A 24,729-nucleotide genomic window follows, 5' to 3' on the forward strand; every position below is an offset into this window, starting at 1 on the left:
CATCAAAGGCCTGCTGGTGGTAAAAGCTGCGCTTTGAATAACCACTAAACACAACCGTTCTCGGAACTGACGCCCAATCACGACTGTTTATCCCAATACCCGATCGTCACGGCACCAGCGCCGTACCTGGTCATGCAAGGAAATGGAATATGAGCACCCCGGTTACATTTAACGGAAATCAAACGGACACCAGCGCCATCATCGCCTCCGGCAACGTAGAAAGCCCGAACCTCACGGGGCTTACCGACAACGGCTATGTAATTGCCTGGTCGGTGGACAACGCCGACTTCGAGGGAATGGTGGTCAATCGCTACGCGGCCAATGGTGACTTGCTGAAAAGTACCCAGATCCGCTCCAACGATGTCGACGATCCATCGGTCACCGCCTTGCCCAATGGCCAGTTCATTCTGGCCTGGAGCTCGGCAAATGATGCGACCCACACCTCTACCGTTTACACCCAGCGGTTCGATGCCAATGGCAATAAAAGCGGCAGCCCGGTGGTCGTTACCACCTCCCCGCTTGAGCTTGAAGACGCCAAAGTCACCGTACTGAGCGCCACCCAATACATCGTCACCTGGGGCGAGACCCATGAAAGCCCTTCGGGTGACGAGCGCGAAGACACCTCCGACCTCAAGGCCGTGGTGTACACCAACAACGTGGCCGGCACTGTGCAGACCCTCGCCACCGCCAATCCGGCCGACGGCGAAGCGGACGACATGACCGTGCTGCCCACCGGCAACGGTAGCTACTGGCTGGCGTACAGTGTTGAACGCGGCGAGGTGATTGACGCCACCACACCGCCGACCTATCAGTACACCTCCAAGTACCTGATCAGCCAGATCGGTGCCGATGGCAAGGTGGTCACAGGCACGGCAAAAACCCTCGACACTGTCACCAGCAACTATGGCAATGCTGCCTATTTCAACGTTGTCGACGTCACCGGTGGCTATGTGGTCAGTTGGGTTGACCAAAGCGCCTCCGGCATGAACCGGGTCATTCATACCCAACGCTACGACAGCCAGTTCAATCCCGTCGGCACGCCATCGGAAGTCGAGAGCGCTTATTCGGTCAATGGCGCCAGCATCACCTCACTGCCGAATGGCGGTTACCTGCTGGCCTGGAACGAATACGCCATGGGCGAAGCCAATGTCTATGTCCAGCGCTTCGCCGCAGACGGCACGGCCAGCGATGCAACACCGATCAAGGTCGCAACCGCAGGTGTCGATGAAATCCTCTGGGACACCCCGGCAGTGACCGTCCGGGACGATGGCACGATTTCCATCAGTTGGGAAACCGGTACCCAGACAAACGACAGCCCGACCGCAATCTACCTGCAAAACATCAGCAGCACGGGCGAGCTGCTGGGTGTCGACACGACCGTCGACACACTGAACAACGTCATCATCGGCGACAGCGCCAAGAACACCCTGACCGGTGCTGCAGGCAACGATACCCTGGACGGTGGTGCCGGTGTCGACAAGCTGAGTGGTGGTGCCGGCGACGACACCTACCTCGTTGACCTGCGGAGCAAAGGTGCAGGCAGCAAGGCAACCGTGGTACTGGAAGACACGGTCCTCGAGACTGCCAATAAGGGCTCCGACACCCTGAAGCTGCGCATGGACACCAACCTGGCCCAGAATTTTGCCGGTAAAGCCGCACTGACCCTGGGTGCAAACCTGGAAAACCTCGATGCCTCCGCAACCGGCAAGCTCAACATTGGCCTGACGGGTAACGCCCTGGTTAACCGGATCGTCGGCAGTGATGGCGACAACCTGCTTGACGGCAAGGCCGGCATCGACACCCTGATCGGCGGCAAGGGCAACGATACCTACCTGCTCGACAACGTTGGCGAACTGGCGCTGGTTCAAGAAAACGCGAACGAGGGCACCGATACCCTGAAAGTTGGCTACGTCAACAAGGGCAAGGCACTGACCATCGACTTGAACCAAAACAATCTGCTGAACTTCGAGAACGTCACCGTGGCCGGTGCAGGCCTGTTTAACCTGACGGGTAATGCGCAGAACAATATCCTGATCGGCAACATGGGCAACAACACCCTCAGCGGTGGTGCCGGGGATGACGTGCTTGACGGTAAAAAAGGTGTCGACACCCTCAAGGGCGGCACGGGCAATGACACCTACTACGTCTACAGCAACAAGGATGTGGTCATCGAGAACGCCAGCGAAGGTACCGACACCGTGCGGGTCGTGTCTTACCTCAAGAACAGCTACACCTTGGCCGCGAACGTTGAAAACGCCATCGTCGACTCCAAGGCTGCGATCAGCCTGACCGGTAACGCACTGAGCAACACCCTGACCGGTAACGACGTAGCCAACACCCTCAACGGCGGCCTTGGTGTCGATACCCTGATCGGCGGCAAGGGCAATGACACCTACGTCGTCGACAACGCTGGCGATAGTGTGATCGAGAACGTCAACCAAGGTGCGGACACTGTCAACGCCTCCATCGACTACGTACTGGGGGCCAACATTGAAAACCTGACCTTGCTTGATGGTGCCCTCAACGGTACCGGCAACGCCCTGAAAAACACCCTCATCGGCAACACGGCGAACAACACGCTGGACGGCGGTGCGGGCGTTGACAAGCTGGTCGGCGGCGCTGGCAATGACACCTACATCGTCGACCTGCTGGCCAAGGGCGCTGGTGGCAAGGCGACCGTGGTGCTCGAAGACACCGTCATCGAGAGTGCCAAACAGGGCCTAGACACCCTGGCACTGCGCATGAGCGACGCTTCCGTCAACGCCTTCCAGGGCAAAGCAACCATCACGCTGGGCGCCAACCTGGAAAACCTCGACGCACGCGCGACCGGTAAACTGGGCATCACCCTGACCGGCAATGCTGCAGACAACACCCTGTGGGGCAACACCGGCAACAACACCCTCAATGGCGGCGTGGGCAACGACACCCTGTATGCCGGCGATGGTGGCAACAACGTGCTGATCGGCGGCACCGGTGCCGACACGCTCTATGCCGGCAGCGGTGTCGATACCATCAAGTTCAATGCATTGAAGGAACTGGGCCTGAACAACAAGCAGGACGTCGTCCATGGCTTCACCACCCATGCAGTGAGCCCAGGCAAAGGCGACAAGCTCGACTTCTCCGCGCTCAAGGGCTACACGTTCATCGGTGAAGCGGCCGACTTCAGCGGGGCGGCCAAGGAACTGCGCTACGTGACGGATGGCTCTTCCGTGACGCTGTACGGTACCTCGAACGCTGACCACAACGCTGATTTCTCGATCAAGCTGGTGGGTGTCACTGCCCTGGCTGCTGCAGACCTGGTGCTCTAAGCATCAGTGATAGCTGTCTCTGTGGCCTTGATGGTCACAGAGACAGCACACACTAGTGCCCACCCCTGACGGCCAACACAGATGTGTGTCCGTCAGGGGTGGGCATTTGTTCACTCTACAGACAATGATTTTTGAGACACCCCTCGCGGGCCTCAGGTAAGGGACCATGTCAACGCAACCCAGAACTGAACTGGAAAGCGCCCTCGCAGCATGCAGGGAGAGTTTTCTTTCGGTCGGCTTCTTCAGTTTTTTCGTCAACCTGCTGATGCTGGTGCCCTCCTTCTACATGCTCCAGGTGTATGACCGCGCCGTAGGCAGCGGCAGCCTCTCGACACTGCTGATGTTGACGCTGATCATGCTGCTGCTGATGGTCACCCTCGGCGGCCTGGAATGGGTACGTTCGCGAATCATGGTGCGCATCAGCACCCGCCTGGACACCCTGCTGAACCAGCGACTGTTCGATGCCAGCTTCAGGCAGGCCCTGAACAGCGGCGGCATGAATGCGTCAGCCCAACCCCTCAACGACCTCAGTAGCCTGCGCCAGTTTCTGACCGGCAATGGCCTGTTCGCCTTTTTCGACACCCCCTGGATTCCGATCTACCTGGCGGTCATGTTTATCTTCCACCCCTGGTATGGCTGGATGGGCGTGATCAGTGCCCTGCTGCTGGGTGCGCTGGCCTACCTCAACGAAAAACTCACCCAGGCACCCCTGCAAGCGGCCAACCGCGAGCAGATGGCGGCCACTACCTTCACCCAGAAAAGCCTGCGCAATGCCGAAGTCGTCGAATCGATGGGCATGCTTGCAGACCTGCGCCAGCGCTGGAGCCAGCGAATCAACAAGGTCTTGATGCTACAAAGCTGTGCCAGCGATCGCGCTGGTGCCATTGCGGCGGTCTCCAAGACCTTCCGCCAGATTGTCCAGTCACTGGTACTGGGCCTGGGCGCCTACCTGACCATCAAGCATGAGATTTCTTCCGGTTTGATGATCGCAGGCTCCATTCTGCTGGGGCGCGCCCTGGCCCCGATCGACCAGTTGATCGGTATCTGGAAAGGCTTCGTTGGTGCGCGTGCGCAGTACTCACGGCTGCATGAACTCCTGCAGAAAGTTGCCGCTGAACCGGTGCGCATGTCACTGCCGGCACCACACGGTGCCATCACGGTCGAAAGCCTCTCCGTCAGCTCGCCAGGCAACCGCACGCCATTGGTGCGTAACCTGAGCTTTCGCGTGGCTGCTGGGGAAGCCGTGGGTATCATCGGCCCCAGCGGTGCCGGCAAGTCGACCCTGGCCCGCGCCCTACTCGGGATCTGGCCAAGCCTGGCCGGCACGGTACGCCTGGACGGCGCCGACATCAGCCAATGGCGACGCGACGAACTGGGCCGCTACATTGGCTACCTGCCACAAGACATCGAGTTGTTCGAAGGCAGCATCAGCGAAAACATTTCCCGCTTCGGTGAAGTCGACGCTGCCGCCGTTGTCGCTGCGGCCCGAATGGCTGGTGTGCATGAGTTGATTCTGCAATTGCCACAGGGCTACGACACCCTTATCGGCGCCAATGGCGGCGGGCTTTCCGGTGGCCAGCGCCAACGTATCGGCCTGGCCCGCGCCCTGTATCGGGCACCGCGACTGGTGGTACTGGACGAACCCAACTCGAATCTCGATGACACCGGTGAACAGATGCTCGCTGAAGCCTTGCGCAAACTCAAGCAAAGCGGTGCCACGGTATTTGTCATCACACACCGCTCGGGCGTGCTGGCAAACGTGGATAAATTGCTGGTGTTGAGCCAAGGCGAACTGAGCCTGTACGGGCCACGCGACAAGGTCTGGGCGCACCTGCACAGCAATATAACCGCGCACGCGCAAACCGCTCAGGCCTAACGAACAAGCAGATGATCAACGCCATGCAAGACTCTATGCACGCCTCCGTCACTACGGCGCAGTTGCCTGTCGATGACCGGCCAACCCGTCGTGTCGGTTTCCTTATTGTGATGGTGACCTTTGGCCTGTTCGGCGGCTGGGCGGTCTTTGCCCCCCTGGAAAGCGCTGCACTGGCGCCCGGTGTCGTCACCGTTAAAAGTTACCGCAAGACCGTGCAACACCTGGAAGGCGGCATCGTCCGCGAACTGCGGGTACACGACGGCGACCGAGTAACGGCAGGCGACGTCTTGCTGGTCCTGGACAACACCCAGGCCCGCTCCGAGACAGAGATGATGCGCAGCCAACTGATCGCCGCACGCGAACTGGAAGCACGACTGGTCGCCGAACGCGACGGATTGGCAGAGCCTGCCGCCGTGCCCGACCTCGACGCCAGTGATCCACGCGTGCGCGAAGCCCGCGACAGTGAAGCGCGTATCTTCCAGACCCGCCGCAACGGGCTGCTGGGCGAGATCGGCATACAGGAAAAAGCGATCCGTCAGATCGAGGAACAGATTCGCGGCTTCCGGGCGATCATCGCCAGCAAACAGACACTGGCCACCTCCTACCAGGAAGAAATCGTCGACCTGCGCGCCTTGTTGGCCGAAGGCTACGTTGATAAACAGCGCCTGCGCGAACAGGAGCGCAGCCTCGCGCGCCTGCAGGCCGAAGTGGTCGAGCATCAATCAGCCAGCGCCCGCGCCCAGGTACAAATCGGTGAAGCCGAGCTGAAGATTCTCCAGTTGAAAAAGACCTTCGCCACCGAAGTTGCCGGGCAACTGGGTGAAACGCGCACCAAGATCTACGACCTGCGCGAGCGACTGGCCACCGTACAAGACCGCGACAAGCGCACGGAAGTGCTGGCACCAGAGTCGGGCATGGTCATGGGCATGACCGTGCATACCTTGGGCGGTGTGGTAAACCCGGGCACGCCGCTGATGGACATTGTTCCGGCCAACGAAGAACTGATTGTCGAAGCACAGCTATCGCCCACCGATATCGACCGTATCGTGGTCGGTCAGTTGGTGGACATTCGCTTCAGCGCCTTCAAAAGCAGCGCAACCCCGGTCATCGAGGGGCAGTTGCTGCAGGTCTCCGCCGACCGCCTGACCAACAAGGAGACCGGGACGGCGTATTACCTGGCCCGTGTAGCGCTGACCGAAACGGGTCGAAAAACCCTCGGCAACCTGGCGCTGGTACCGGGTATGCCTGCCGAAGTCCTGATCAACACCGGCGCCCGTACCCTGCTGCAGTACCTGATACAACCTGCCAGCAATGCCTTCGCCCGCTCGCTGATCGAGGACTGACATGAAGTACCTGATCGCGATGTGCTTAACCGTGCCACTGGCAGCACTGGCCAACAGCCCAGTTGAAAGCAGCGCCGCAGGCCACGCCGTTGACCTCTGGCAACTGCAGCAGGAGGCCAGCAGCGCCGACCCACGCATACTGCGTGCGAACGCCTTGATTCGCAGTGGCGAAGGCCGCCAGCGCGAAGCGTTTGGCCAACTCCTGCCGCAGCTCAGCGCCGGTGCCAGCGTCAACCGTAGCCGGCGTGATGACGACCTGAGCCGAACCGAGTACACCGGTCGGCGCGCTACCCTGAGCCTGAATCAGGTGATCTATGACCCGCAGGTCTGGCGCAGCTACCAGAAGTACACGCAACTGACCAAGCAGCGTGAGTACGAGTCGGACGACACTCAGGTACAAGCCAGCATCGACTTGTCCGAACGTTACTTTGCCGTGCTCGCCGCCGAGGACGAGCTTTCCCTGGTGCGTAGCGAACGCAGCGCGACCGAGCGCAACCTCAAGCAAGTGAAAGCCATGTTCGCCCGGCAAATGGCGATGATCACCGACGTAAACGATCTTGAGGCACGGGTCGACACGCTGCTGGCCGATGAGATCGAGGCAGGCAACAAGGTCGCGAACAGCCGCGAGGCCATCTCCGAACTGGTAGGGCGTGACGTTCAGGAACCGCTCAAACGGCTGGGCGACAACCCGAGTTTCAGCCTGCCGGCTCAAGCCCAGGATTACTGGGTAGAAGCGGCCCTGAGCAGCAATCCGGCACTGCTGGCCCGCCAACAAAGCGTCAATGCCGCCGATGCGGCAATCGCCGAAGCCAAGGCCGGGCACCTGCCCCGTCTTGGGCTGAACCTGACCGCACTGCGCAGCGACATCGGCTATGAAGGCACCCTGACACCGCGCTCGGAAAACTATGTCGCGTCCCTCGACCTGCAAGTACCGCTGTACAGCGGCGGCTCCACCAGCGCCCGCGTGGTCAGCTCGGAAGGCGACAAGGACGCCGCCCAGCAGGAAATGGAAGCCCTGCGCCGCGAGATCATCAAGGAAACCCGTACAGCCTACATCGGCATGAGCGCCGAACTCGGACGTATCAAGGCCACCCGCCGCGCGCTGGAATCGGCAACGAAGTCACGCATCTCGACGGAAAAAGCCTTTGGCTACGGGGTCAAGAATGCAGTCGATGTGCTCTACAGCATCAAGGAAGAGTTCCGCGCCCGCCGTGACCTCTACCAGGCGCAGTACCGCTTCATCACCAGCATGCTGGTGCTGCACCGCTGGAGCGGACGCTTGGCACAAGCCGATATCCGCAAGGCCAACGAGTGGCTCGTAGAGCCACTCTAGTGCTGCACAAGCGGCCTGAGTGCCCTGACAGTTCGTCTTCCGCTCCCGATACACCGCTCTGGATACGCTAACCTGCAGGGATGAGCACCTGCAGGGGCTTTCGATACCGGTAGCAACCGGACCGGATACCAGCTCATCCCCCGGCAACAGCTTGAGCCGCGCGTTCAATCATTGCCCAGACGGTAACCTCGACCTTTGCCCCCTTCCCGCCCTCTCCCGACAATGTGAGACGCAGCTGCCGACACCGGCCTTGTAACAACTTTCGGAAGCGTCCTACATCCCTCCAGAAGTGCATCTGCTAGCGTTCCAATCCTTTGCCATTCGAGGTGTTCCGCTATGGGCGAGCACCCCACTCATTACCACTGCAGTCAGCAAGGCCACTGTCGGCACGCCCTTCATGGATGACCACTGCCTGGCAATCGAATTAGACAAGGATGCAACATGAATCAGGAAGCCAGTCCGGCAGAGCTTAGGCAGGCGCGTCTCAGGCAAGCCTTTGACAATGTTCCGGTGGGGCGCGGCTGTTGCCCGCTGAAATCCCCCGAGGTTGCCATCTTTCCAGTGCGCTACGCGATTGACGCGTCCCCGGAAAAAGGCCAGGCACAAGGCCCGCATCCACTGCCCAAAGGCTGGGCACCCAAGCTCCAGCCCACCTTGAAAACCCGCAGCTACACCCTGCGCCAACTGCGGGACGGCTGGTTGTATGTCTGGGACAGCGTCGACAAGACCTTCCACGAGTACCAGGTCATCGGGCGGCTGTTTATCCGCCACACCTGGACCGCATTGGAAATTGGCCAGGACCTGCGAACCAACCCCGGCGAATCACGGCCTTACCTGCTGTACCCCCGCCGCAGCATCTTGCGCCTGGCCTTTTCGCCGGTGCAATGGACCTGGCGGCTGTGCGAGGCCATGCGTTCCGGTGGCCTGCAAACGCCCTGGTTGCGCGACCTCGACCTGCCGGATTACTGCGACACCTACCAGGTTGCCCACGGTGCACCACTGGTGCAACTGGGCCAGAGCGTGGCCGATATCCGCGTACAGGACCAGCCCGCACCGAACCTGCTCAGCACCACGCTGCCCACCGATGCCGACCCATCCGACCCCGACCGGCCGTTCAAGCGGGATTTCGAGGAAGCGCTGATTCGTGGCTACGTGCCAGACCAGCACACGGCACTGTTCATCGCCCTCGACGACCCGTTGGCGCTGATTGACGACCTGAGCCTGAACCTCACCGGGCGGCGCCTGGAAAAGGCACTGTTCGAGCAGGAACACCAGGAGAAACTGCAAACGGCCACGGCGGTACAAGCACTGTGCGGCTTTGATTGCACCCCGCTGCTACCCGCGCACGTCGCCCAGGACCCGGCGCTGACCCGCGCCTACACCGATGACCTGTACACGTTGCTCAAGGCCGATGATGAAGCCGAGCGAGCCCGTGTGGTTGGCAGTGCGGGTGATGCGCCCATGATCGAGACGTGGCGCTGGGAGATCGAGGCACATGAGGCGACGTTCATTCAGCGTTGGGGCACACTCCCGCACCCCGGCACCTGGCGGCGCACCCTGGCCGAGTGGCGCGACAAACGCCTGTGGCGCGAAGACGTCCACTTCGATGAACTGCAAGGCTTCCTGAGCCGAGCCACGGCCCAGGCGGCCCAGCTTGAGGCCCATGCCCAGCGCAGCGAACGTGACCTGCTCAACTGGCTGGAGCGGCTTGCACCGAATGCCGACACCCTGTTCTTAGACACCTGCAACCCGGCCCACAGCCGCGCCTTGCTGGAGACTGCCGAAGGCCTCGCGACCCTGTTGGGCGGCGGCGAGGCCGGGCAGGACTGGCTGTGCCGACAGGCGGTGAAACCGAGCACCCTGCTGGGCACGGCGCTGTTCAACTTCAACCCGGAAATTGCCACACTGGTACGCACGGTTGCGCACAACTTCGCCACCACCGGCCTGCTCGATGGCCGTAGCCAGGGCGATGGCAGCACACTCCCCGTCGACCCCGGCAACCCGGCGGATGTCACCAGCGTTGCCACCCGGGCGAACGAACTCAAAGGCGTGCTCGACTTGCCCTCGGTCAAGCAGAGCAAGGCCTACCAGGCGCTGAGCACGACGGCCCGGCAGGCGTTCGACACCCTGGTGACGGTGGCCAACAGCAGTGCCGAAGGGGCCTGGCACACCCTGAGCATGACCCTGGCGCCGGCCCTGCAACGAGCCTACGCCAGCGCGACGGACGTGCTCACCCAAGTCGTTACCCAGGCCTTGATCTCGACCCAGGCCTCTGACGCTACCCAACTGCGCTTCAACCCCGACTTCAAGGCGCAGTTCCGCCGCTGGCAGCAGCAGGTGCTTGGCCTGCAACAGCAGATCGACGCCCAGCAGCGCACGCTGACACGTCCCGGCGCGCCTCACGATCAGGCTGCGACCCGCACCGCGTTACGCAGCTTGACCCTGCAACTGCAGGACCTGCATTTCAGCCGGCCGCATCAACTGCTGTTCACACTGTCCCCGGTCAACCGCCTGAACGTGCATGTCGACCACCTCCACCAACAACTGGGCGACCTCGGGCAGCAGGAGGCCCTGGCCCAGCACCGCCTCAAAAGCCAACAACGCGAGCGCTTCAACGCCCGCAGCCGCGAATGGATGGGCAAGCACTTCGGCCAGTCGCTGCCGCTGATGCTGGTCGGGCTGAATGTCTGGAACACCCTGTACAGCCTTGAACAAGCGAGTGCCGACGGCCTGTTCAACAACAGCGAACTGCGGATGATGACCGCCAATGCGGCCTATACCAGTAACGCAATGATGGCGGTGTGCGTGGGCCCGGCGTGGAATCGGGCGCAGGGGATGTCTGCGCCGTTGGGCAACGAGATCACGAAACTTACGAAAGCGGGCGCCAGGGCATGGCTGGCTCAAGGCGACATCAACTTCGCGCAGGCCGCCAAGCGGTTGATTGCCCGCACGGCGACCTGGGCGGCGCTTGGTGCAATTGCGGCGGGTGTTGAAGCGTGGCAGGTGTCCAAGGATATTGCGGGGGCGAGTAGCGAGGAGGAAAAACGTTTACTCAAACTGAAGTGGGGGGCTCTTGTAGGGATGAGCAGTGTGGCAACTGCACAGTTAGCTGGTGCTATCTTGGGTTACTGGCTCAACTTCGCCTGGATCATGTCCTCACCGGTCACCATTGTTCTGGGCGCACTCGGCATTGCCTATCTGCTGTTTTCAATACATGCCAATCGCTACAAGCGTGAAGGCCTAAGGCTGTGGCTGTACCGCTGTAGCTGGGGCAAGGCCCCGGAAGAGACCTGGGTGGGCATTGACGGCCATAAAACCCAACTCACGGCCCTGCTGGAGATCCTGCAGCGACCCAGCGTCTGGGCCCGAGCGGTATACACCTACCCGGACCGAGGGCCACAACGTTGCCTGGGGTTCTGGGTGCAACTGCTGCTCCCCGCTACGCTGGCGGGCAGTATTGTCCAACTGCAACCGGTGGTGATCGACAGCGAAGGCTCGCCGGTCTATCACACGCCGCAGCAGCAGAGCCCACTCTACGAGCACTTTCTGCGCGGTCATTGGGTTGATCCTGAGCTGGCCGGGCAACTGCCGGAGGCCGCCGGTGGCCAGCAATTACAGAGCGACTTTGCCTATCAGGCCAAGGATCAACACCGCGTATGGCAGGCCTGGGTGGCGACACCCAAGAGCAATGCAGCGCTGGAGCTGGAGGTGCATTACCCATCATCGTTCAATCAACGCGCAGACGCCCGTGGCTACATGTTCCGCGTGGCCCTACGCGACGATTTGCGTGAGGCCGAGCGCAAAAATACGCTGTTCACGGACATGCTGCCTGAAGAACAGAAGTTGGAGAAACACAGCCTCTATGGGTTGAACCTTCAGGTGCCAGAGGGGATGGCGAAATGAAGGTTTCAGAAGGGTTGTCTCGCGTGAAGTCCCTACTGGGTAACTGGGCCACGCCACGAGAACTACCGCCGCAACTGACGTGGAAGTATGAACATGAATCTGAACTGCTGAGCTGGAGGATAAAAGCGCGAAACTACAATACCGTTGTTGCTAATGGGATTTTTATTTTCATGCTTTTTTTTACCTCTGCAATGTGCCTCATCATGTATGACGTTTATGAAGGCACTAGTGAGCCCTGGCGAACATTATCTTGCGTGTGTTTTTTCTTCTTCATCGCATCTGTTGTGTCGTGCATGACCCATCAACGCATGAATTTTGCCTACCGTTTTACAAAGTCTGGAGCAGAATTTTGCAAGTGGAAAGTTTTTCCGGAGTGGACACTCACTTTCTTGAAGGGTTTGGCAGCATTCACGGCGATTGCATTTATGTGTATGGCAAGTGCATATAACGATCCGGCGCTTCTGATCGGTGCTATTGGCGGATCCGGTAGCGTGATGTTGACACATGCCTCCATGAACTCAGCACGCTACCGTGATTTGCATACAGACTTTCATCACCATACCTACGAGTGGTCGAGGTTTACAGAGGTAGCCATAGACCGAAAGCAAAAATTGGTTGGCTTGGAGTTCGCTTGGTACAACGATTATCTGAACAAACACTCGCGCAGTACCTTCCCACTGTTTGCCAAGCGTAAAGCGTTCGAGTCGATCCTGGAGCTTGTTGAGCAGCACCTCCCGAATGTACCTCGAGTCGACAGGCACGTTGACCGTGGTTAACGCGCACTGGTCGGACGGAGACGGCTAAATGACCGCAGTCAGCGGTTTATCTAACGTGAAGTCCGTGCTGACATACTGGGTTGGAGCATCAAGGCACGGAACTACAGTAGCGTTATTACTGACACCGTCGTGACACCCGTGACCCAGGTCAGCGCCGACCGCCTCGAAAACCGTTAAGCTATTAACGTTGATAACTGGAGGCTAACCGTTTGAAAAGCTGGCACTGCGTCGTGGGTATCCTGCTGATCACCACGCTCACCATTTTGCTCGAAATTCCTTCCGATACCTGGATGACCTCGGCCACCCTCAGCTTGGTGCTGGGCGCTGCGGCGTTGGCCAACATGGCGGTTTCATGCCTGCTGGCCGCTCGCTGGCATCTCATCGAGCGACTGTTCGGCGGGCTGGATCGGGTGTATGAAACGCACAAATGGCTGGGCATCTGGGCGTTGGTCTTTGCCAGCTACCACCTGGTGTTCAAAGCCAACCTGGACGCCTGGAACAGTGCTGCGATTGTGGAGTTTTCCAAGTACTGGACGCGCATGGTGCGCCAACTGAGCTATGTGGCACTGGGCATGATCGTGTTGCTGGCCCTGAACCGAAACATCCCCTATAGCGTCTGGCGCTGGTGGCACAAACTCTCTGGCCCGCTGTTCCTGATCGTCATTGCCCATTGGCTGAGCTTCAAGTCACCGATTACCCTGAACAGCCCTTCCGGCATCTGGTTGGCCGTACTCTGTGGCCTGGGGGTCATTGCTGCCCTGTACAAGCTGGTGCTCTACCCCTTCATTGCCACAGCCGGCGAGTACAAGGTTGCTGCGGTGTCCATTGCCAAAGGCTCCCTGCACCTGGAACTGGCACCGGTCCATCGCGGCTTCCCGTTCAAGGCCGGGCAATTCGCATTCCTGGCCATGAAGGAAAAGGGCTTGCGTGAGCCCCACCCGTTCACGATCGCCAGCGCCCATAAAGACAACGGCCATATCCACTTCGTGATCCGCGCCTTGGGCGACTACACCCAGGCGCTGCGCAAACAGGTCAAGGTCGGCATGCTGGCGGATATCTATGCCCCTTACGGGCACTTCAAGCGCCTGCCCGATGCTCAGCGGGAAATTTGGATTGGTGGCGGGGTGGGCATTTCGCCGTTCGTTTCCTGGTTGCAGGACAAAGCTGCCAAGCGCTTCGACAATGTCACGCTGGTTTACTGCTTCAACCCTTCACGGGCGTTCCCCAGTGTCGAGCAGATGAAAACGATGGCTGAAGAACGCGGCGCCGAGTTTGTCGGCCATGACAGCAGCGCCGACAAACTGGCTGAGACCTTGCGCCGGGTTGCTGGCGAAACCAATCCAGGGCACATCCAGATCAGCTTCTGCGGCCCCAAAGGGCTGCTGGCCCAAGTCAAGGAACTGATGCGCGAACAGCGGATTCCAGAAGGCAATCTGCGTTATGAGTTCTTCGAATTCCGCTAACAGCCATCACTGAATCTCTCGCGATGCTACGCCAAGGCCGATTGGCGTAGCAGCTACATCACGCCCTCGCCTTTCCCCCTCGCCCTCCCAGCACACCTCCAGCAGACAGCGGAATCCCTGTTTGCAGGCCATCTGTCGCCTTCTTGCTCTACAAACTCATCTGAGGGACTTGCGCTTACAGTATTATGGTATACCATCATACGCACAAACCTTATTCCCTCAGATGGAGCCGCTCATGAGTTTTGAAATTCGCAAAATCGTCAGCTATGTCGAAGAAACCTTCATCGAAGGCGGTAAAGCTGCAGACAAGCCGGTGACCATGGTCGGGCTGGCTGTGGTCATCAAGAACCCTTGGCTGGGCCGCGGCTTCGTTGAAGACCTGAAGCCGGAAATCCGTGCCAACTGCTCCGACCTCGGTGCCCTGATGGTTGAGCGGCTGGTGGCAACCATTGGCGGCGCGGAAAAGATCGAAGCCTACGGCAAGGCGGCCGTCGTCGGTGCCGACGGTGAAATCGAGCACGCTTCCGCTGTCATCCATACCCTGCGCTTTGGCAATCATTACCGTGAAGCGGTCAAGGCCAAAAGCTACCTGAGCTTCACCAACAAGCGCGGTGGCCCTGGCACTTCGATCCAGATTCCGATGATGCACAAGGACGATGAGGGTCTGCGTTCGCACTACATCACGCTGGAAATGCAGATCGAAGATGCACCGCGTGCCGACGAAATCGTTGTGGTCCTGGGTTGCGCCGACGGTGGCCGCCTGCACCCGCGTATCGGCAACCGCTACATCGATCTGGAAGAACTGGCCGCTGAGAAAGCGCAGTAACCCACACAGCATGTAGGAGCGCTCCATGATTCGGCTCACTGCTGAACGCACACCGGCTGGCACCAGTTACCTGGCGACCGGCCAAGGCCAGCCCGTGATATTGATCCACGGCGTGGGCCTGAATAAAGAAATGTGGGGCGGGCAGATCGTAGGCCTGGCCACAAAGTACCGTGTCATTGCCTACGACATGCTCGGGCATGGCGCCAGCCAGCGCCCGCCCACTGGCACCGACCTGCTGGGCTATGCCGATCAGTTGCTGGAGTTGCTTGAGCACCTTGAGCTGCCGCGGGCGACCGTGATTGGCTTCTCCATGGGCGGGCTGGTCGCTCGCGCCTTTGCGCTGCACTATCCGCAGCACGTGCAGGGGCTGGTGATCCTTAACAGCGTGTTCAACCGTAGCCTGGAACAACGCGCTGGCGTCATTGCGCGAACCGCCCAGGCCGCTGAGCACGGGCCGGACGCTAATGCCGAAGCGGCGCTGTCACGCTGGTTCAGCCGCGAGTATCAGGCTGCCAACCCGGCACAGATCGCAGCCATCCGCCAGACACTGGCCAGCAATGATCCACAAGGCTACCTGACCACCTACGAGTTGTTCGCCACGCAGGACATGTACCGCGCTGACGACCTCGGCAGCATTCGGGTGCCCACCCTGATTGCCACCGGCGAACTGGACCCCGGTTCGACCCCGGAGATGGCCCGGCAATTGGCCGAGCGCATTCCCGGCGCACAAGTGGCAATACTCGACGAACAGCGGCATATGATGCCGGTAGAGTCGCCGCGCCTGGTCAATCAGGTGCTGCTGAACTTTCTGGATAACGCACAAAACCAACACAACCAGATAGAGGGGATCGTTGCATGACACTCGCACGCTTCCAGATGTGCATCGGCGGCGAATGGGTCGATGCCCTTAACGGCAAGACGTTTGAAAGCCTCAACCCGGCGCTCGCCGAGCCTTGGGCGGTGCTGCCCGATGCTGACGAAGCCGATGTCGAACGTGCCGTTCAATCGGCCCAGGCAGCCTTCGAGGGCGCAGCCTGGCGGGGCCTGAGCGCTACCGCTCGAGGCAAGCTGTTGCGCCGCCTTGGCGATCTGATCGCCGAGAACAAAGAGCAACTGGCACAACTGGAAAGTCGCGACAACGGCAAACTGATCCGCGAAACCCGCGGCCAGGTGGGCTACCTGCCAGAGTTCTTCCACTACACCGCGGGCCTGGCCGACAAGCTCGAAGGCGGCACGCTGCCGCTGGACAAGCCGGACATGTTTGCCTACACCGTGCACGAGCCCATCGGCGTCGTGGCCGGGATCATCCCGTGGAACAGCCCGCTGTACCTGACCGCGATAAAACTGGCGCCAGCATTGGCCGCAGGTAACACCATCGTGCTCAAGCCGTCCGAACATGCCTCGGCGACTATTCTTGAGCTGGCACGCTTGGCCCTGGAAGCCGGCATTCCGCCTGGCGTCGTCAACGTCGTGACCGGTTACGGCCCCAGCACGGGTGCTGCACTGACCCGTCACCCCCTGGTGCGCAAGATTGCCTTCACCGGTGGTGCGGCCACGGCGCGCCACGTGGTACGCAGCAGCGCCGAGAACTTTGCCAAGCTGTCGCTGGAGCTGGGCGGCAAATCGCCCAACATCATCTTTGCCGACGCAGACCTCGACAGTGCAATCAACGGAGCCATCGCGGGTATCTATGCGGCCTCCGGCCAGAGTTGCGTGTCCGGTTCGCGCCTGCTGGTTCAGGACGAAATTTACGATGAGTTCGTCGAGCGCCTGATTGCCCGCGCCAAACGCATTCGTATCGGCAACCCGCAGGACGACAGCACCGAGATGGGCCCGATGGCCACGGCCCAACAACTGGCAGTCGTCGAAGGCCTGGTGGCCGATGCCCTGGCCGAAGGTGCTCGTCTGCGCCTGGGTGGCAAGCGCCCGGACATTGCCGGCGGAGGCTGGTTCTATGAGCCGACCCTGTTCGAGTGCGACAGCAACTCGATGAAGATCATGCAGGAAGAGGTGTTCGGCCCAGTGGCCTCGGTGATTCGTTTCAAGGACGAAGCCCAAGCCCTGGCAATCGCCAACGACTCGCAATTCGGCCTTGCTGCCGGTATCTGGACACGCGATCTGGGCCGCGCCCATCGCCTGGCCCGGGACGTACGCTCCGGCATCATCTGGGTCAACACCTACCGCGCGGTATCGGCCATGGCGCCTATCGGCGGCTTCAAGAACAGCGGCTACGGTCGCGAGAGCGGCATCGAATCGGTGCTGGCCTATACCGAACTGAAAACGGTATGGATCAACCTCTCGCAAGCACCGATGCCCGACCCGTTTGTCATGCGCTAGGAGACCTGCATCATGATCGAACCCGGCATTTACAAAGAAGTCATGGGCTCCTTCCCTTCCGGGGTGACAGTGGTCACCACCCTGGACGCGCAGGGTGACATCGTCGGCATCACCGCCAGCGCGTTCAGCGCGTTGTCGATTGACCCGGCACTGGTCCTGTTCTGCCCTAACTACGCGTCTGATACCTACCCGATTCTGCGCAACAGCAAGCAGTTTGCCATTCACTTGCTCGCAGCCGATCAGCAGGCCGAAGCCTATGCCTTTGCCGGCAAGGGCAAAGACAAGGCCAAAGGCATTGAGTGGCACCTCAGTGCGTTGGGCAACCCCTTGCTGAGCAAGGCCACTGCGATCATTGAGTGCGAGCTCTGGCGCGAATACGACGGCGGCGATCACGCCATCATCGTCGGCGCGGTAAAAAACCTGATCCTGCCCGATCAGCCAGCCACGCCGATGATCTACCACAAAGGCAAGCTGGGCGCGCTGCCCACCCTGACCTAAGCGTTTACTCCGGGGCCGCTCGCTACCCTCCCCCTCGGTAGCGGCCCCTTTTTATTCCGGGAGCCGGCATGACACCTGCAGCCTCGCAACTATTTCGCCAGCAAGCCTTTATCAATGGCCAATGGCTGGACGCGCCAGACGGCGCCTATCAGCAGATTTTCAATCCGGCCAACGGCGAAAAAATCGGCCAAGTCCCCAACCTCGGCGCCGACCACGCCCGCCTGGCCATCGCTTCGGCAAACGCGGCCTGGCCGAGCTGGCGCAGCCTGACGGCCAAGGAACGCAGCACCCTGCTCAAGCGCTGGCACAGCCTGATGCTCGAACATGCCGACGCCCTGGCCGAAATCCTCACGCTGGAACAGGGCAAACCCCTTGCCGAAGCCAAGGGTGAGATTCTCTACGCGGCCAGCTTTATCGAGTGGTTTGCCGAGGAAGCCAAACGCATCTACGGCGATACCATCCCCAGCCACAAGGCTGATGCACGTATCGTCGTCAGCAAGGAGCCGATCGGTGTCGTGGCCGCCATCACACCGTGGAACTTCCCGGCCGCGATGATCACCCGCAAAGCCGGTCCGGCCTTGGCGGCAGGCTGCACATGTATCGTCAAACCGGCACCGGAAACCCCCTTCTCAGCGCTGGCCATGGCCGCGCTGGCCGAACAGGCCGGTATTCCACCCGGCGTGTTCAATGTCATCACGGGCGACGCCGTGGCGATTGGTGCAGAACTGACCGGCAGCCCCGTGGTGCGCAAGCTTTCCTTCACTGGCTCCACCGGCATTGGCAAATTGCTGATGGCGCAGTGCGCGCCGACCCTGAAGAAAGTCTCGTTGGAACTGGGCGGCAATGCGCCCTTTATCGTCTTCGACGACGCCGACCTTGAGCGCGCCGTGGAAGGCGCATTGGTCGCCAAGTTCCGCAATGCCGGGCAGACCTGCGTGTGTGTCAACCGCTTCCTGGTTCAAGACGGCATTCACGATGCGTTTGTTGCACGCCTTGCCGAGCGTGTTGCAGCACTCAAGGTTGGCGATGGTTTCGAGCCCGATGTCCAGCAAGGGCCGCTGATCAACGAACGCGCCGTGGCCAAGGTTGAAGAGCATGTTCAGGATGCACTGGCATTAGGCGCACAGCGGGTCTGCGGAGGCGCACGCCATGCGCTGGGGCATGGCTTTTTCCAGCCAACCGTCCTCGCCGGGCTGACCCGCGAAATGAAGGTCGCGCAGGAAGAAACCTTCGGGCCATTGGCAGCGGTATTCCGTTTCGACACTGAAGCCGAAGCGATTGCGCGTGCCAACGACACCGAATTCGGCCTTGCGGCCTACTGTTACACCCGCGACCTGGGGCGTGCCTGGCGCATGAGCGAAGCCCTGGAGTACGGCATGGTCGGCATCAACGAAGGGTTGATCTCCACCGAGGTGGCGCCCTTTGGCGGGGTCAAGGCATCGGGCCTGGGCCGTGAAGGCTCGAAGTATGGCATCGAAGACTACCTCGAAATCAAATACACCCTGATGGGCGGGCTTTGACCCGACAGGAGCAGCACGACATGAGCAACGAAAAATATGAAAAGGGCCTGGCGATTCGTACCCAGGTACTGGGCGAAGCCTACGTCAACCGCTCAATCGAGAATGCCGACGACTTCAATCGCCCCCTGCAGGAGCTGGTCACAGAGTACTGCTGGGGTCACGTCTGGGGCCGCGAGGGCTTATCGCTTAAAGAGCGCAGCATGATAAACTTGGCCATGATATCGGCCCTTAACCGGCCTCACGAACTCAAGCTGCATATCCGTGGCGCCTTGCGCAATGGACTGAGTCGTGAACAAATACGCGAAATTCTGCTTCAGGTCGGCATCTACTGTGGCGTACCCGCTGCCGTAGACAGTTTCCGGCTTGCCCGTGAAGCCTTCGCCGAAGCCGATGCAGAGGCCTCCAGTTAAACCTGGGCTGCTGATCCAAACGGAGCACGGACGATCCCGATGATCGACGTGCGCCTTTTACCTGGACAGCCCAACTCAGAGCAGACCCCATGAAACGCCTGCCACTCGACGACAGCTTCAAGGTCAATCGCAACCCCGTTACCCTGCGCGAAATCGTGCTGGATAAACTGCGAAGCGCCATCATGAATTTCCAGCTCCTGCCCGGAGACCGCCTGGTCGAACGCGACCTGTGCGACCGCCTCGGCGTCAGCCGTACCTCGGTTCGCGAAGCCTTGCGCCACCTGGAATCCGAAGGGCTGGTGGAATTCGCCGACGCCAAGGGCCCTCGGGTGGCAATCATTACGCTGGACGATGCGGTCGATATCTACGAGCTGCGCTGTGTACTGGAAGGCATGATCGTCCAACTGTTCACCCTGCGTGCCAAGGCCAAGGATATCAAGGCCCTGGAAAAAGCCCTCGAAGAAAACCGCAAGGCCCTCGCAGAGGGCGAACTGCAGCAGGTCATCGATTCGGTTCAAGGGTTCTATGACGTGTTGCTCGAAGGCTCGGGCAACCACATCGCCGCGACCCAGTTACGCCAGTTGCAGGCCCGTATCAGCTACCTTCGTGCCACATCGGTGTCTCAGGAGAACCGCCGTGGCAGCAGCAGCCACGAAATGGAACGTATCGTCGAGGCCATCAAGAGCGGCGATCCACTGGCCGCGCACCAGGCCTCGGTCGACCACGTCCGCGCGGCGGCGAAGGTGGCCTTGGAGTACCTCAAGCGCAAGCAAGGGGAAACCGGCGACATCCCCGAGATCATTGCACCCATCGCCCTTAAAGAACCGCGTATAGGCCGCTGAAATGATGACCCCGCGCTTTTGCCCGCAATGCGGTGGCAATGACCTGGTTCGCCAGCTGCCACCGGGGGATACCCATGAGCGCCAGATGTGCCGCAGTTGCGGCTACATCCACTACGTCAATCCAAAAATCATTGCCGGCTGCATCATCGAGCAGGACGGCAAGTACCTGCTGTGCCAACGCGCCATCCCTCCTCGCCCGGGCACCTGGACACTGCCGGCCGGTTTCATGGAAAGCAATGAGACCACTGAACAGGCTGCCTTGCGCGAAGTATGGGAAGAAACGGGTGTGCGAGCGGAAATCCACTCACCCTACTCGATCTTCAGCGTGCCGAAGATCAGTGAGGTATACATCATCTACCGCGCCATCGCCCTGGAAGTCACCGGCCAGTTTGGCCCGGAAACCCTCGACTACAAGTTCTTCGCACCCGAGGACATTCCCTGGGACAGCATCTATTACCCGGCAATACGGCAGATCCTCGAACGCTACATCGAGGAACGCCGCGCGGGTGTCTATGGCATCTACATTGGCAATGATGACTGCGGCAAGATCCACTTCATCCGCTGACCCCACCGCGCCCGTCATTCAGGGTGCTATGCCCTCGACTATAATCACTTCAGCCCGAGCAACACCTTCACGGTAGCCCTTGGCCTCTTGGTATTGCGGCGAGTGGTAGCAGGCCAGCGCCTGCGCGTAGGAGTCAAATTCGATGACAACGCTGCGTTGTGGCGTTGCTCGCCCTTCCAGCGCTTCGCTGCGGCCGCCTCGAGCCAATAGACGCCCCCCATAAGCAGCAAACGCCGCAGGTGCACGACGGGTGTATTCGCTGTAAGCGTCCGGGTCGGTGACATCCACATGCGCAATCCAGTAAGCCTTCATCGTGACCTCCTCAGTCAAGCTGTATTATGGTATACCATAGAATTTCATACCACACACTGAGAGTCCAGCCATGGCCTTCAACAGCATCGAAGAAATCATCGAAGACTACCGCCAGGGCAAGATGGTGATCCTGGTCGATGACGAGGACCGCGAGAACGAAGGCGACCTGCTGATCGCGGCCGACCATTGCGACGCCAGGGCCATCAGCTTCATGGCCTGCGAGGCCCGTGGCCTGATCTGCCTGACGCTAACCGACGAGCACTGCCAGCGCTTGGGCCTGGAGCAAATGGTGCCCAGCAACGGTAGCGTGTTCAGCACCGCGTTCACCGTCTCCATCGAAGCCGCCAGCGGCGTCACCACTGGCATTTCTGCTGCCGACCGGGCCCGTACCGTGGCCGCCGCAGTGGCCAGCAATGCCGTGCCAGAGGACCTCGTACAACCCGGGCATATCTTTCCGTTGCGCGCCAAGGAAGGCGGCGTCCTGACCCGCGCCGGGCATACCGAAGCGGGCTGCGACCTGGCGCGACTGGCGGGCCTTACCCCGTCCTCGGTCATTGTCGAGGTCATGAACGACGATGGCACCATGGCCCGGCGCCCTGACCTGGAAGTGTTCGCCCGCCGGCACGGCATCAAGATCGGCACCATTGCCGACCTGATCCACTACCGCCTGAGCACCGAACACACGATAGTCCGTATCGGTGAGCGTGAGCTGCCGACGGTACATGGCACCTTCCGCCTGGTCACCTATGAAGACCGGATTGAAGGCGGCGTACACATGGCGATGGTGATGGGCGAACTGCGCCGCGAACAACCAACCCTGGTACGGGTGCACGTCATCGACCCACTGCGTGACCTGGTGGGCGCAGAGTACAGCGGGCCAAGCAACTGGACACTCTGGGCGGCCCTGCAGAAAGTCGCCGAGGAAGGCCATGGGGTTGTGGTAATCCTGGCCAACCATGAATCCTCACAAGCCCTGCTTGAACGCATACCGCAGTTGACCAAACCGCCACGGCAGTACAGCCGCTCACAGTCGCGCATCTACTCGGAAGTCGGCACTGGCGCGCAGATCCTGCAGGACTTGGGCGTGGGCAAACTGCGTCATCTTGGCCCACCGTTGAAATACGCAGGGCTGACCGGCTATGACCTGGAAGTGGTTGAAAGTATTCCATTTTCTGCCTGATCACCGCTGTTTCAAGCGCGGCAATGCGCGATGTTGTCCAGAAACACAGCATTTTGCCGGATGGTCGGTACGGCAAAATGCTTGCAGAAAGTTTGGAATACCATAATATGATATTCCGTAGACCGGACACTTTTGCCAAGTGCGCCCGCCAGGGACAGCACAAATAACAGCCCTTGGCACGGTCGCCTCTCAAGGCCCCGATGGACCTACTGCTCCCGATAAGCGGGTGTCTACAGCCCGCTCAAAAACACAACAAATGAGGGCGTGAAAATGGTGTTGAACAAACGTGTAGCCGCGGTACTTGTTGCAGGCATGCTGTCATCGGCCTGCTCATTCGTCTCAGCGGCCGAGAGCGTCAACTTTGTCAGTTGGGGCGGTACAACCCAGGATGCGCAGAAGCAGGCCTGGGCCGACTCCTTTACCCGCAGCAGCGGCATCACCGTGGTTCAAGACGGGCCAACCGACTATGGCAAGCTCAAGGCCATGGTCGAAAGCGGCAATGTGCAGTGGGATGTCGTGGATGTAGAGGCTGATTTCGCCTTGCGCGCAGCAGCTGAAGGCTTGCTCGAGCCACTGGACTTCAACACGATTCAGCGCGACAAGATCGACCCGCGTTTTGTCTCCGATCACGGCGTCGGCTCGTTCTTCTTCTCCTTCGTGCTGGGCTACAACGAAGGCAAGCTGGGCGCCAGCAAGCCAGTCGATTGGAGCGCACTGTTCGACACCAAGACCTACCCCGGCAAACGTGCCCTGTACAAATGGCCAAGCCCTGGCGTGCTTGAGCTGGCCCTGCTGGCTGACGGCGTGCCCGCCGACAAGCTCTATCCGCTGGACCTGGACCGCGCCTTCAAAAAACTCGACACCATCAAGAAAGACATCGTCTGGTGGGGCGGCGGCGCGCAATCGCAGCAACTGCTTGCCTCGGGTGAAGCCAGCCTCGGGCAGTTCTGGAACGGCCGGATCTATGCCCTGCAGCAAGATGGCGCCCCCGTGGGCGTAAGCTGGAAACAGAACCTGGTCATGGCCGATTTCCTGGTAATCCCCAAAGGCTCCAAGAACAAGGATGCGGCCATGAAGTTCCTGGCCAATGCCAGCAGCGCCAAAGGCCAGGCCGACTTTTCCAACCTGACCGCCTATGCGCCGGTCAACGTCGACAGCGTCGCGCGCCTGGACTCCGTGCTGGCACCCAACCTGCCGACTGCCTACGCTAAGGACCAGATCACTCTCGACTTCGCATACTGGGCCAAGAACGGTCCTGCCATTGCGACACGGTGGAACGAATGGCTGGTCAAATGAAAATGGCGGCCACTGCGTCCCGTCACGCTAACCCGAGCAGCAGCGCCAAGGGCGCTGCAGGCTCGACCACTGGCAAGGCAGTCACCATGAAGCAATCCCCCACCCTGGCCCAACGCTGGCGGGGCGTCGGCAACCTGATACCGGCCCTGCTGTTCCTTGGCCTGTTCTTCCTGGCGCCATTAATCGGCCTGTTGCTGCGTGGCGTACTGGAACCCACGCCAGGGCTGGGAAACTACGAACAACTGTTCGCCAACTCGGCCTATGCACGGGTGCTGCTGAACACGTTCTCGGTGGCCGGGCTGGTCACGCTGTTCAGCCTACTGCTGGGCTTTCCGCTGGCCTGGGTGATCACGCTGGTACCTCGCGGTTGGGGTCGCTGGGTGTTGAACATCGTCCTGCTGTCGATGTGGACCAGCCTGTTGGCGCGCACCTACTCCTGGCTGGTGCTGCTGCAGGCGTCCGGGGTCATCAACAAGGCGCTGATGGCCTTGGGCATCATCGATCAACCGCTGGAAATGGTGCACAACCTGACCGGCGTGGTGATCGGCATGAGCTACATCATGATCCCGTTCATCGTCCTGCCGCTGCAGGCCACCATGCAGGCAATCGACCCGATGATCCTGCAGGCCGGCTCAATCTGCGGCGCCAGCCCCTGGACCAACTTCTTCCGGGTGTTCTTGCCGCTGTGTCGTCCGGGGCTGTTCTCTGGCGGGCTGATGGTGTTCGTGATGTCCCTGGGTTACTACGTGACGCCAGCGCTGCTGGGCGGTGCGCAGAACATGATGCTGCCCGAGTTCATCATTCAGCAGGTGCAATCGTTCCTTAACTGGGGCCTGGCCAGCGCCGGCGCCGCACTGCTGATCGTGATCACCCTGGTGCTGTTCTACTTCTACCTGAAGCTTCAACCGGAGTCTCCGGTTGGTGCCAGTAACGCGAGGTAA

Annotated in this window: 19 protein-coding genes; 18 read left to right on the forward strand and 1 reads right to left on the reverse strand. The window is 60.5% G+C overall.

Annotated elements, in window-relative coordinates; all coding sequences use genetic code 11:
- The first annotated feature begins 149 nt into the window (after positions 1-149).
- The 15 genes from ACZ9H3_RS06335 to ACZ9H3_RS06405 all read left to right on the forward strand — a co-directional run bounded on the left by ACZ9H3_RS06335 (position 150) and on the right by ACZ9H3_RS06405 (position 21,000).
- The gene (locus ACZ9H3_RS06335; protein ID WP_476220129.1) at positions 150-3,308 is read left to right on the forward strand and encodes a beta strand repeat-containing protein; all 3,159 of its coding nucleotides are present in this window, start codon (positions 150-152) and stop codon (positions 3,306-3,308) included.
- Between the two features lie 166 nt (positions 3,309-3,474).
- A complete protein-coding gene (locus tag ACZ9H3_RS06340; RefSeq protein ID WP_065761914.1) occupies positions 3,475-5,184 on the forward strand; it encodes a type I secretion system permease/ATPase in 1,710 nt (569 codons plus the stop codon).
- A 23-nt stretch (positions 5,185-5,207) separates the two neighbouring features.
- Positions 5,208-6,527, forward strand: coding sequence for an HlyD family type I secretion periplasmic adaptor subunit (locus ACZ9H3_RS06345; RefSeq protein WP_245704425.1), 1,320 nt, complete (start codon positions 5,208-5,210; stop codon positions 6,525-6,527).
- A 1-nt stretch (position 6,528) separates the two neighbouring features.
- On the forward strand, positions 6,529-7,860 hold the full coding sequence (locus ACZ9H3_RS06350; RefSeq protein WP_102051931.1) for a TolC family outer membrane protein: 1,332 nt from the start codon (positions 6,529-6,531) through the stop codon (positions 7,858-7,860).
- A gap of 441 nt (positions 7,861-8,301) precedes the next feature.
- Entirely contained in the window at positions 8,302-11,763 is a 3,462-nt protein-coding gene (locus ACZ9H3_RS06355; protein WP_476220130.1) for a T6SS effector BTH_I2691 family protein, read from the forward strand.
- A complete protein-coding gene (locus ACZ9H3_RS06360; protein WP_476220131.1) occupies positions 11,760-12,539 on the forward strand; it encodes a hypothetical protein in 780 nt (259 codons plus the stop codon). Before ACZ9H3_RS06355 ends, ACZ9H3_RS06360 begins: the two co-directional genes overlap by 4 nt.
- A gap of 209 nt (positions 12,540-12,748) precedes the next feature.
- Entirely contained in the window at positions 12,749-14,002 is a 1,254-nt protein-coding gene (locus tag ACZ9H3_RS06365; protein ID WP_476220132.1) for a ferredoxin reductase family protein, read from the forward strand.
- Positions 14,003-14,237: 235 nt separating this feature from the next.
- Positions 14,238-14,828 carry an amino acid synthesis family protein gene (locus tag ACZ9H3_RS06370; RefSeq protein WP_065761139.1) on the forward strand — a complete coding sequence of 197 codons (591 nt, stop codon included), beginning with the start codon at positions 14,238-14,240 and terminating at the stop codon, positions 14,826-14,828.
- Between the two features lie 25 nt (positions 14,829-14,853).
- Positions 14,854-15,687 carry an alpha/beta fold hydrolase gene (locus ACZ9H3_RS06375; protein ID WP_065761138.1) on the forward strand — a complete coding sequence of 278 codons (834 nt, stop codon included), beginning with the start codon at positions 14,854-14,856 and terminating at the stop codon, positions 15,685-15,687.
- The gene (locus ACZ9H3_RS06380) at positions 15,684-17,165 is read left to right on the forward strand and encodes an aldehyde dehydrogenase (RefSeq protein WP_065761137.1); all 1,482 of its coding nucleotides are present in this window, start codon (positions 15,684-15,686) and stop codon (positions 17,163-17,165) included. Before ACZ9H3_RS06375 ends, ACZ9H3_RS06380 begins: the two co-directional genes overlap by 4 nt.
- Before the next feature lie 12 nt (positions 17,166-17,177).
- The gene (locus ACZ9H3_RS06385) at positions 17,178-17,663 is read left to right on the forward strand and encodes a flavin reductase family protein (protein ID WP_065761136.1); all 486 of its coding nucleotides are present in this window, start codon (positions 17,178-17,180) and stop codon (positions 17,661-17,663) included.
- A 68-nt stretch (positions 17,664-17,731) separates the two neighbouring features.
- The gene (locus ACZ9H3_RS06390; protein WP_476220133.1) at positions 17,732-19,183 is read left to right on the forward strand and encodes an NAD-dependent succinate-semialdehyde dehydrogenase; all 1,452 of its coding nucleotides are present in this window, start codon (positions 17,732-17,734) and stop codon (positions 19,181-19,183) included.
- 20 nt (positions 19,184-19,203) lie between these two features.
- Entirely contained in the window at positions 19,204-19,593 is a 390-nt protein-coding gene (locus ACZ9H3_RS06395) for a carboxymuconolactone decarboxylase family protein (RefSeq protein ID WP_065761134.1), read from the forward strand.
- Positions 19,594-19,682: 89 nt separating this feature from the next.
- The gene (locus ACZ9H3_RS06400; RefSeq protein ID WP_409281808.1) at positions 19,683-20,435 is read left to right on the forward strand and encodes a GntR family transcriptional regulator; all 753 of its coding nucleotides are present in this window, start codon (positions 19,683-19,685) and stop codon (positions 20,433-20,435) included.
- A gap of 1 nt (position 20,436) precedes the next feature.
- On the forward strand, positions 20,437-21,000 hold the full coding sequence (locus tag ACZ9H3_RS06405) for an NUDIX hydrolase (RefSeq protein WP_065761132.1): 564 nt from the start codon (positions 20,437-20,439) through the stop codon (positions 20,998-21,000).
- Positions 21,001-21,018: 18 nt separating this feature from the next.
- Here ACZ9H3_RS06405 and ACZ9H3_RS06410 read toward each other — a convergent pair whose 3' ends face one another.
- A complete protein-coding gene (locus ACZ9H3_RS06410) occupies positions 21,019-21,312 on the reverse strand; it encodes a DUF1330 domain-containing protein (RefSeq protein WP_409278456.1) in 294 nt (97 codons plus the stop codon).
- 70 nt (positions 21,313-21,382) lie between these two features.
- On the opposite strand from ACZ9H3_RS06410, the gene ribBA reads away from it, so the two are divergent.
- From ribBA to ACZ9H3_RS06425, 3 genes are all read left to right on the forward strand, one after another.
- Positions 21,383-22,492 (forward strand): bifunctional 3,4-dihydroxy-2-butanone-4-phosphate synthase/GTP cyclohydrolase II, encoded by a 1,110-nt coding sequence (ribBA, locus tag ACZ9H3_RS06415; protein ID WP_476220135.1) that lies wholly within the window; start codon positions 21,383-21,385, stop codon positions 22,490-22,492.
- Positions 22,493-22,762: 270 nt separating this feature from the next.
- Positions 22,763-23,788, forward strand: a complete 1,026-nt coding sequence (locus tag ACZ9H3_RS06420; RefSeq protein WP_065761129.1) for an ABC transporter substrate-binding protein — start codon at positions 22,763-22,765, stop codon at positions 23,786-23,788.
- A complete protein-coding gene (locus ACZ9H3_RS06425) occupies positions 23,785-24,729 on the forward strand; it encodes an ABC transporter permease (RefSeq protein WP_065761128.1) in 945 nt (314 codons plus the stop codon). The genes ACZ9H3_RS06420 and ACZ9H3_RS06425 overlap by 4 nt, the downstream gene beginning before the upstream one ends.

The organism is Pseudomonas sp. TE3910 (assembly GCF_056279025.1).

Bases quoted from the DNA above. Each gene is read 5' to 3' on its own strand.
- ACZ9H3_RS06335 (WP_476220129.1), top strand. From the start codon at position 150: ATGAGCACCCCGGTTACATTTAACGGAAATCAAACGGACACCAGCGCC.
- ACZ9H3_RS06360 (WP_476220131.1), top strand. From the start codon at position 11,760: ATGAAGGTTTCAGAAGGGTTGTCTCGCGTGAAGTCCCTACTGGGTAAC.
- ACZ9H3_RS06400 (WP_409281808.1), top strand. From the start codon at position 19,683: ATGAAACGCCTGCCACTCGACGACAGCTTCAAGGTCAATCGCAACCCC.
- ACZ9H3_RS06380 (WP_065761137.1), top strand. From the start codon at position 15,684: ATGACACTCGCACGCTTCCAGATGTGCATCGGCGGCGAATGGGTCGAT.
- ACZ9H3_RS06370 (WP_065761139.1), top strand. From the start codon at position 14,238: ATGAGTTTTGAAATTCGCAAAATCGTCAGCTATGTCGAAGAAACCTTC.
- ACZ9H3_RS06350 (WP_102051931.1), top strand. From the start codon at position 6,529: ATGAAGTACCTGATCGCGATGTGCTTAACCGTGCCACTGGCAGCACTG.
- ACZ9H3_RS06345 (WP_245704425.1), top strand. From the start codon at position 5,208: ATGCAAGACTCTATGCACGCCTCCGTCACTACGGCGCAGTTGCCTGTC.
- ACZ9H3_RS06390 (WP_476220133.1), top strand. From the start codon at position 17,732: ATGACACCTGCAGCCTCGCAACTATTTCGCCAGCAAGCCTTTATCAAT.
- ACZ9H3_RS06395 (WP_065761134.1), top strand. From the start codon at position 19,204: ATGAGCAACGAAAAATATGAAAAGGGCCTGGCGATTCGTACCCAGGTA.
- ribBA (WP_476220135.1), top strand. From the start codon at position 21,383: ATGGCCTTCAACAGCATCGAAGAAATCATCGAAGACTACCGCCAGGGC.
- ACZ9H3_RS06340 (WP_065761914.1), top strand. From the start codon at position 3,475: ATGTCAACGCAACCCAGAACTGAACTGGAAAGCGCCCTCGCAGCATGC.
- ACZ9H3_RS06420 (WP_065761129.1), top strand. From the start codon at position 22,763: ATGGTGTTGAACAAACGTGTAGCCGCGGTACTTGTTGCAGGCATGCTG.
- ACZ9H3_RS06425 (WP_065761128.1), top strand. From the start codon at position 23,785: ATGAAAATGGCGGCCACTGCGTCCCGTCACGCTAACCCGAGCAGCAGC.
- ACZ9H3_RS06385 (WP_065761136.1), top strand. From the start codon at position 17,178: ATGATCGAACCCGGCATTTACAAAGAAGTCATGGGCTCCTTCCCTTCC.
- ACZ9H3_RS06375 (WP_065761138.1), top strand. From the start codon at position 14,854: ATGATTCGGCTCACTGCTGAACGCACACCGGCTGGCACCAGTTACCTG.
- ACZ9H3_RS06405 (WP_065761132.1), top strand. From the start codon at position 20,437: ATGATGACCCCGCGCTTTTGCCCGCAATGCGGTGGCAATGACCTGGTT.
- ACZ9H3_RS06355 (WP_476220130.1), top strand. From the start codon at position 8,302: ATGAATCAGGAAGCCAGTCCGGCAGAGCTTAGGCAGGCGCGTCTCAGG.
- ACZ9H3_RS06410 (WP_409278456.1), bottom strand. From the start codon at position 21,312: ATGAAGGCTTACTGGATTGCGCATGTGGATGTCACCGACCCGGACGCT.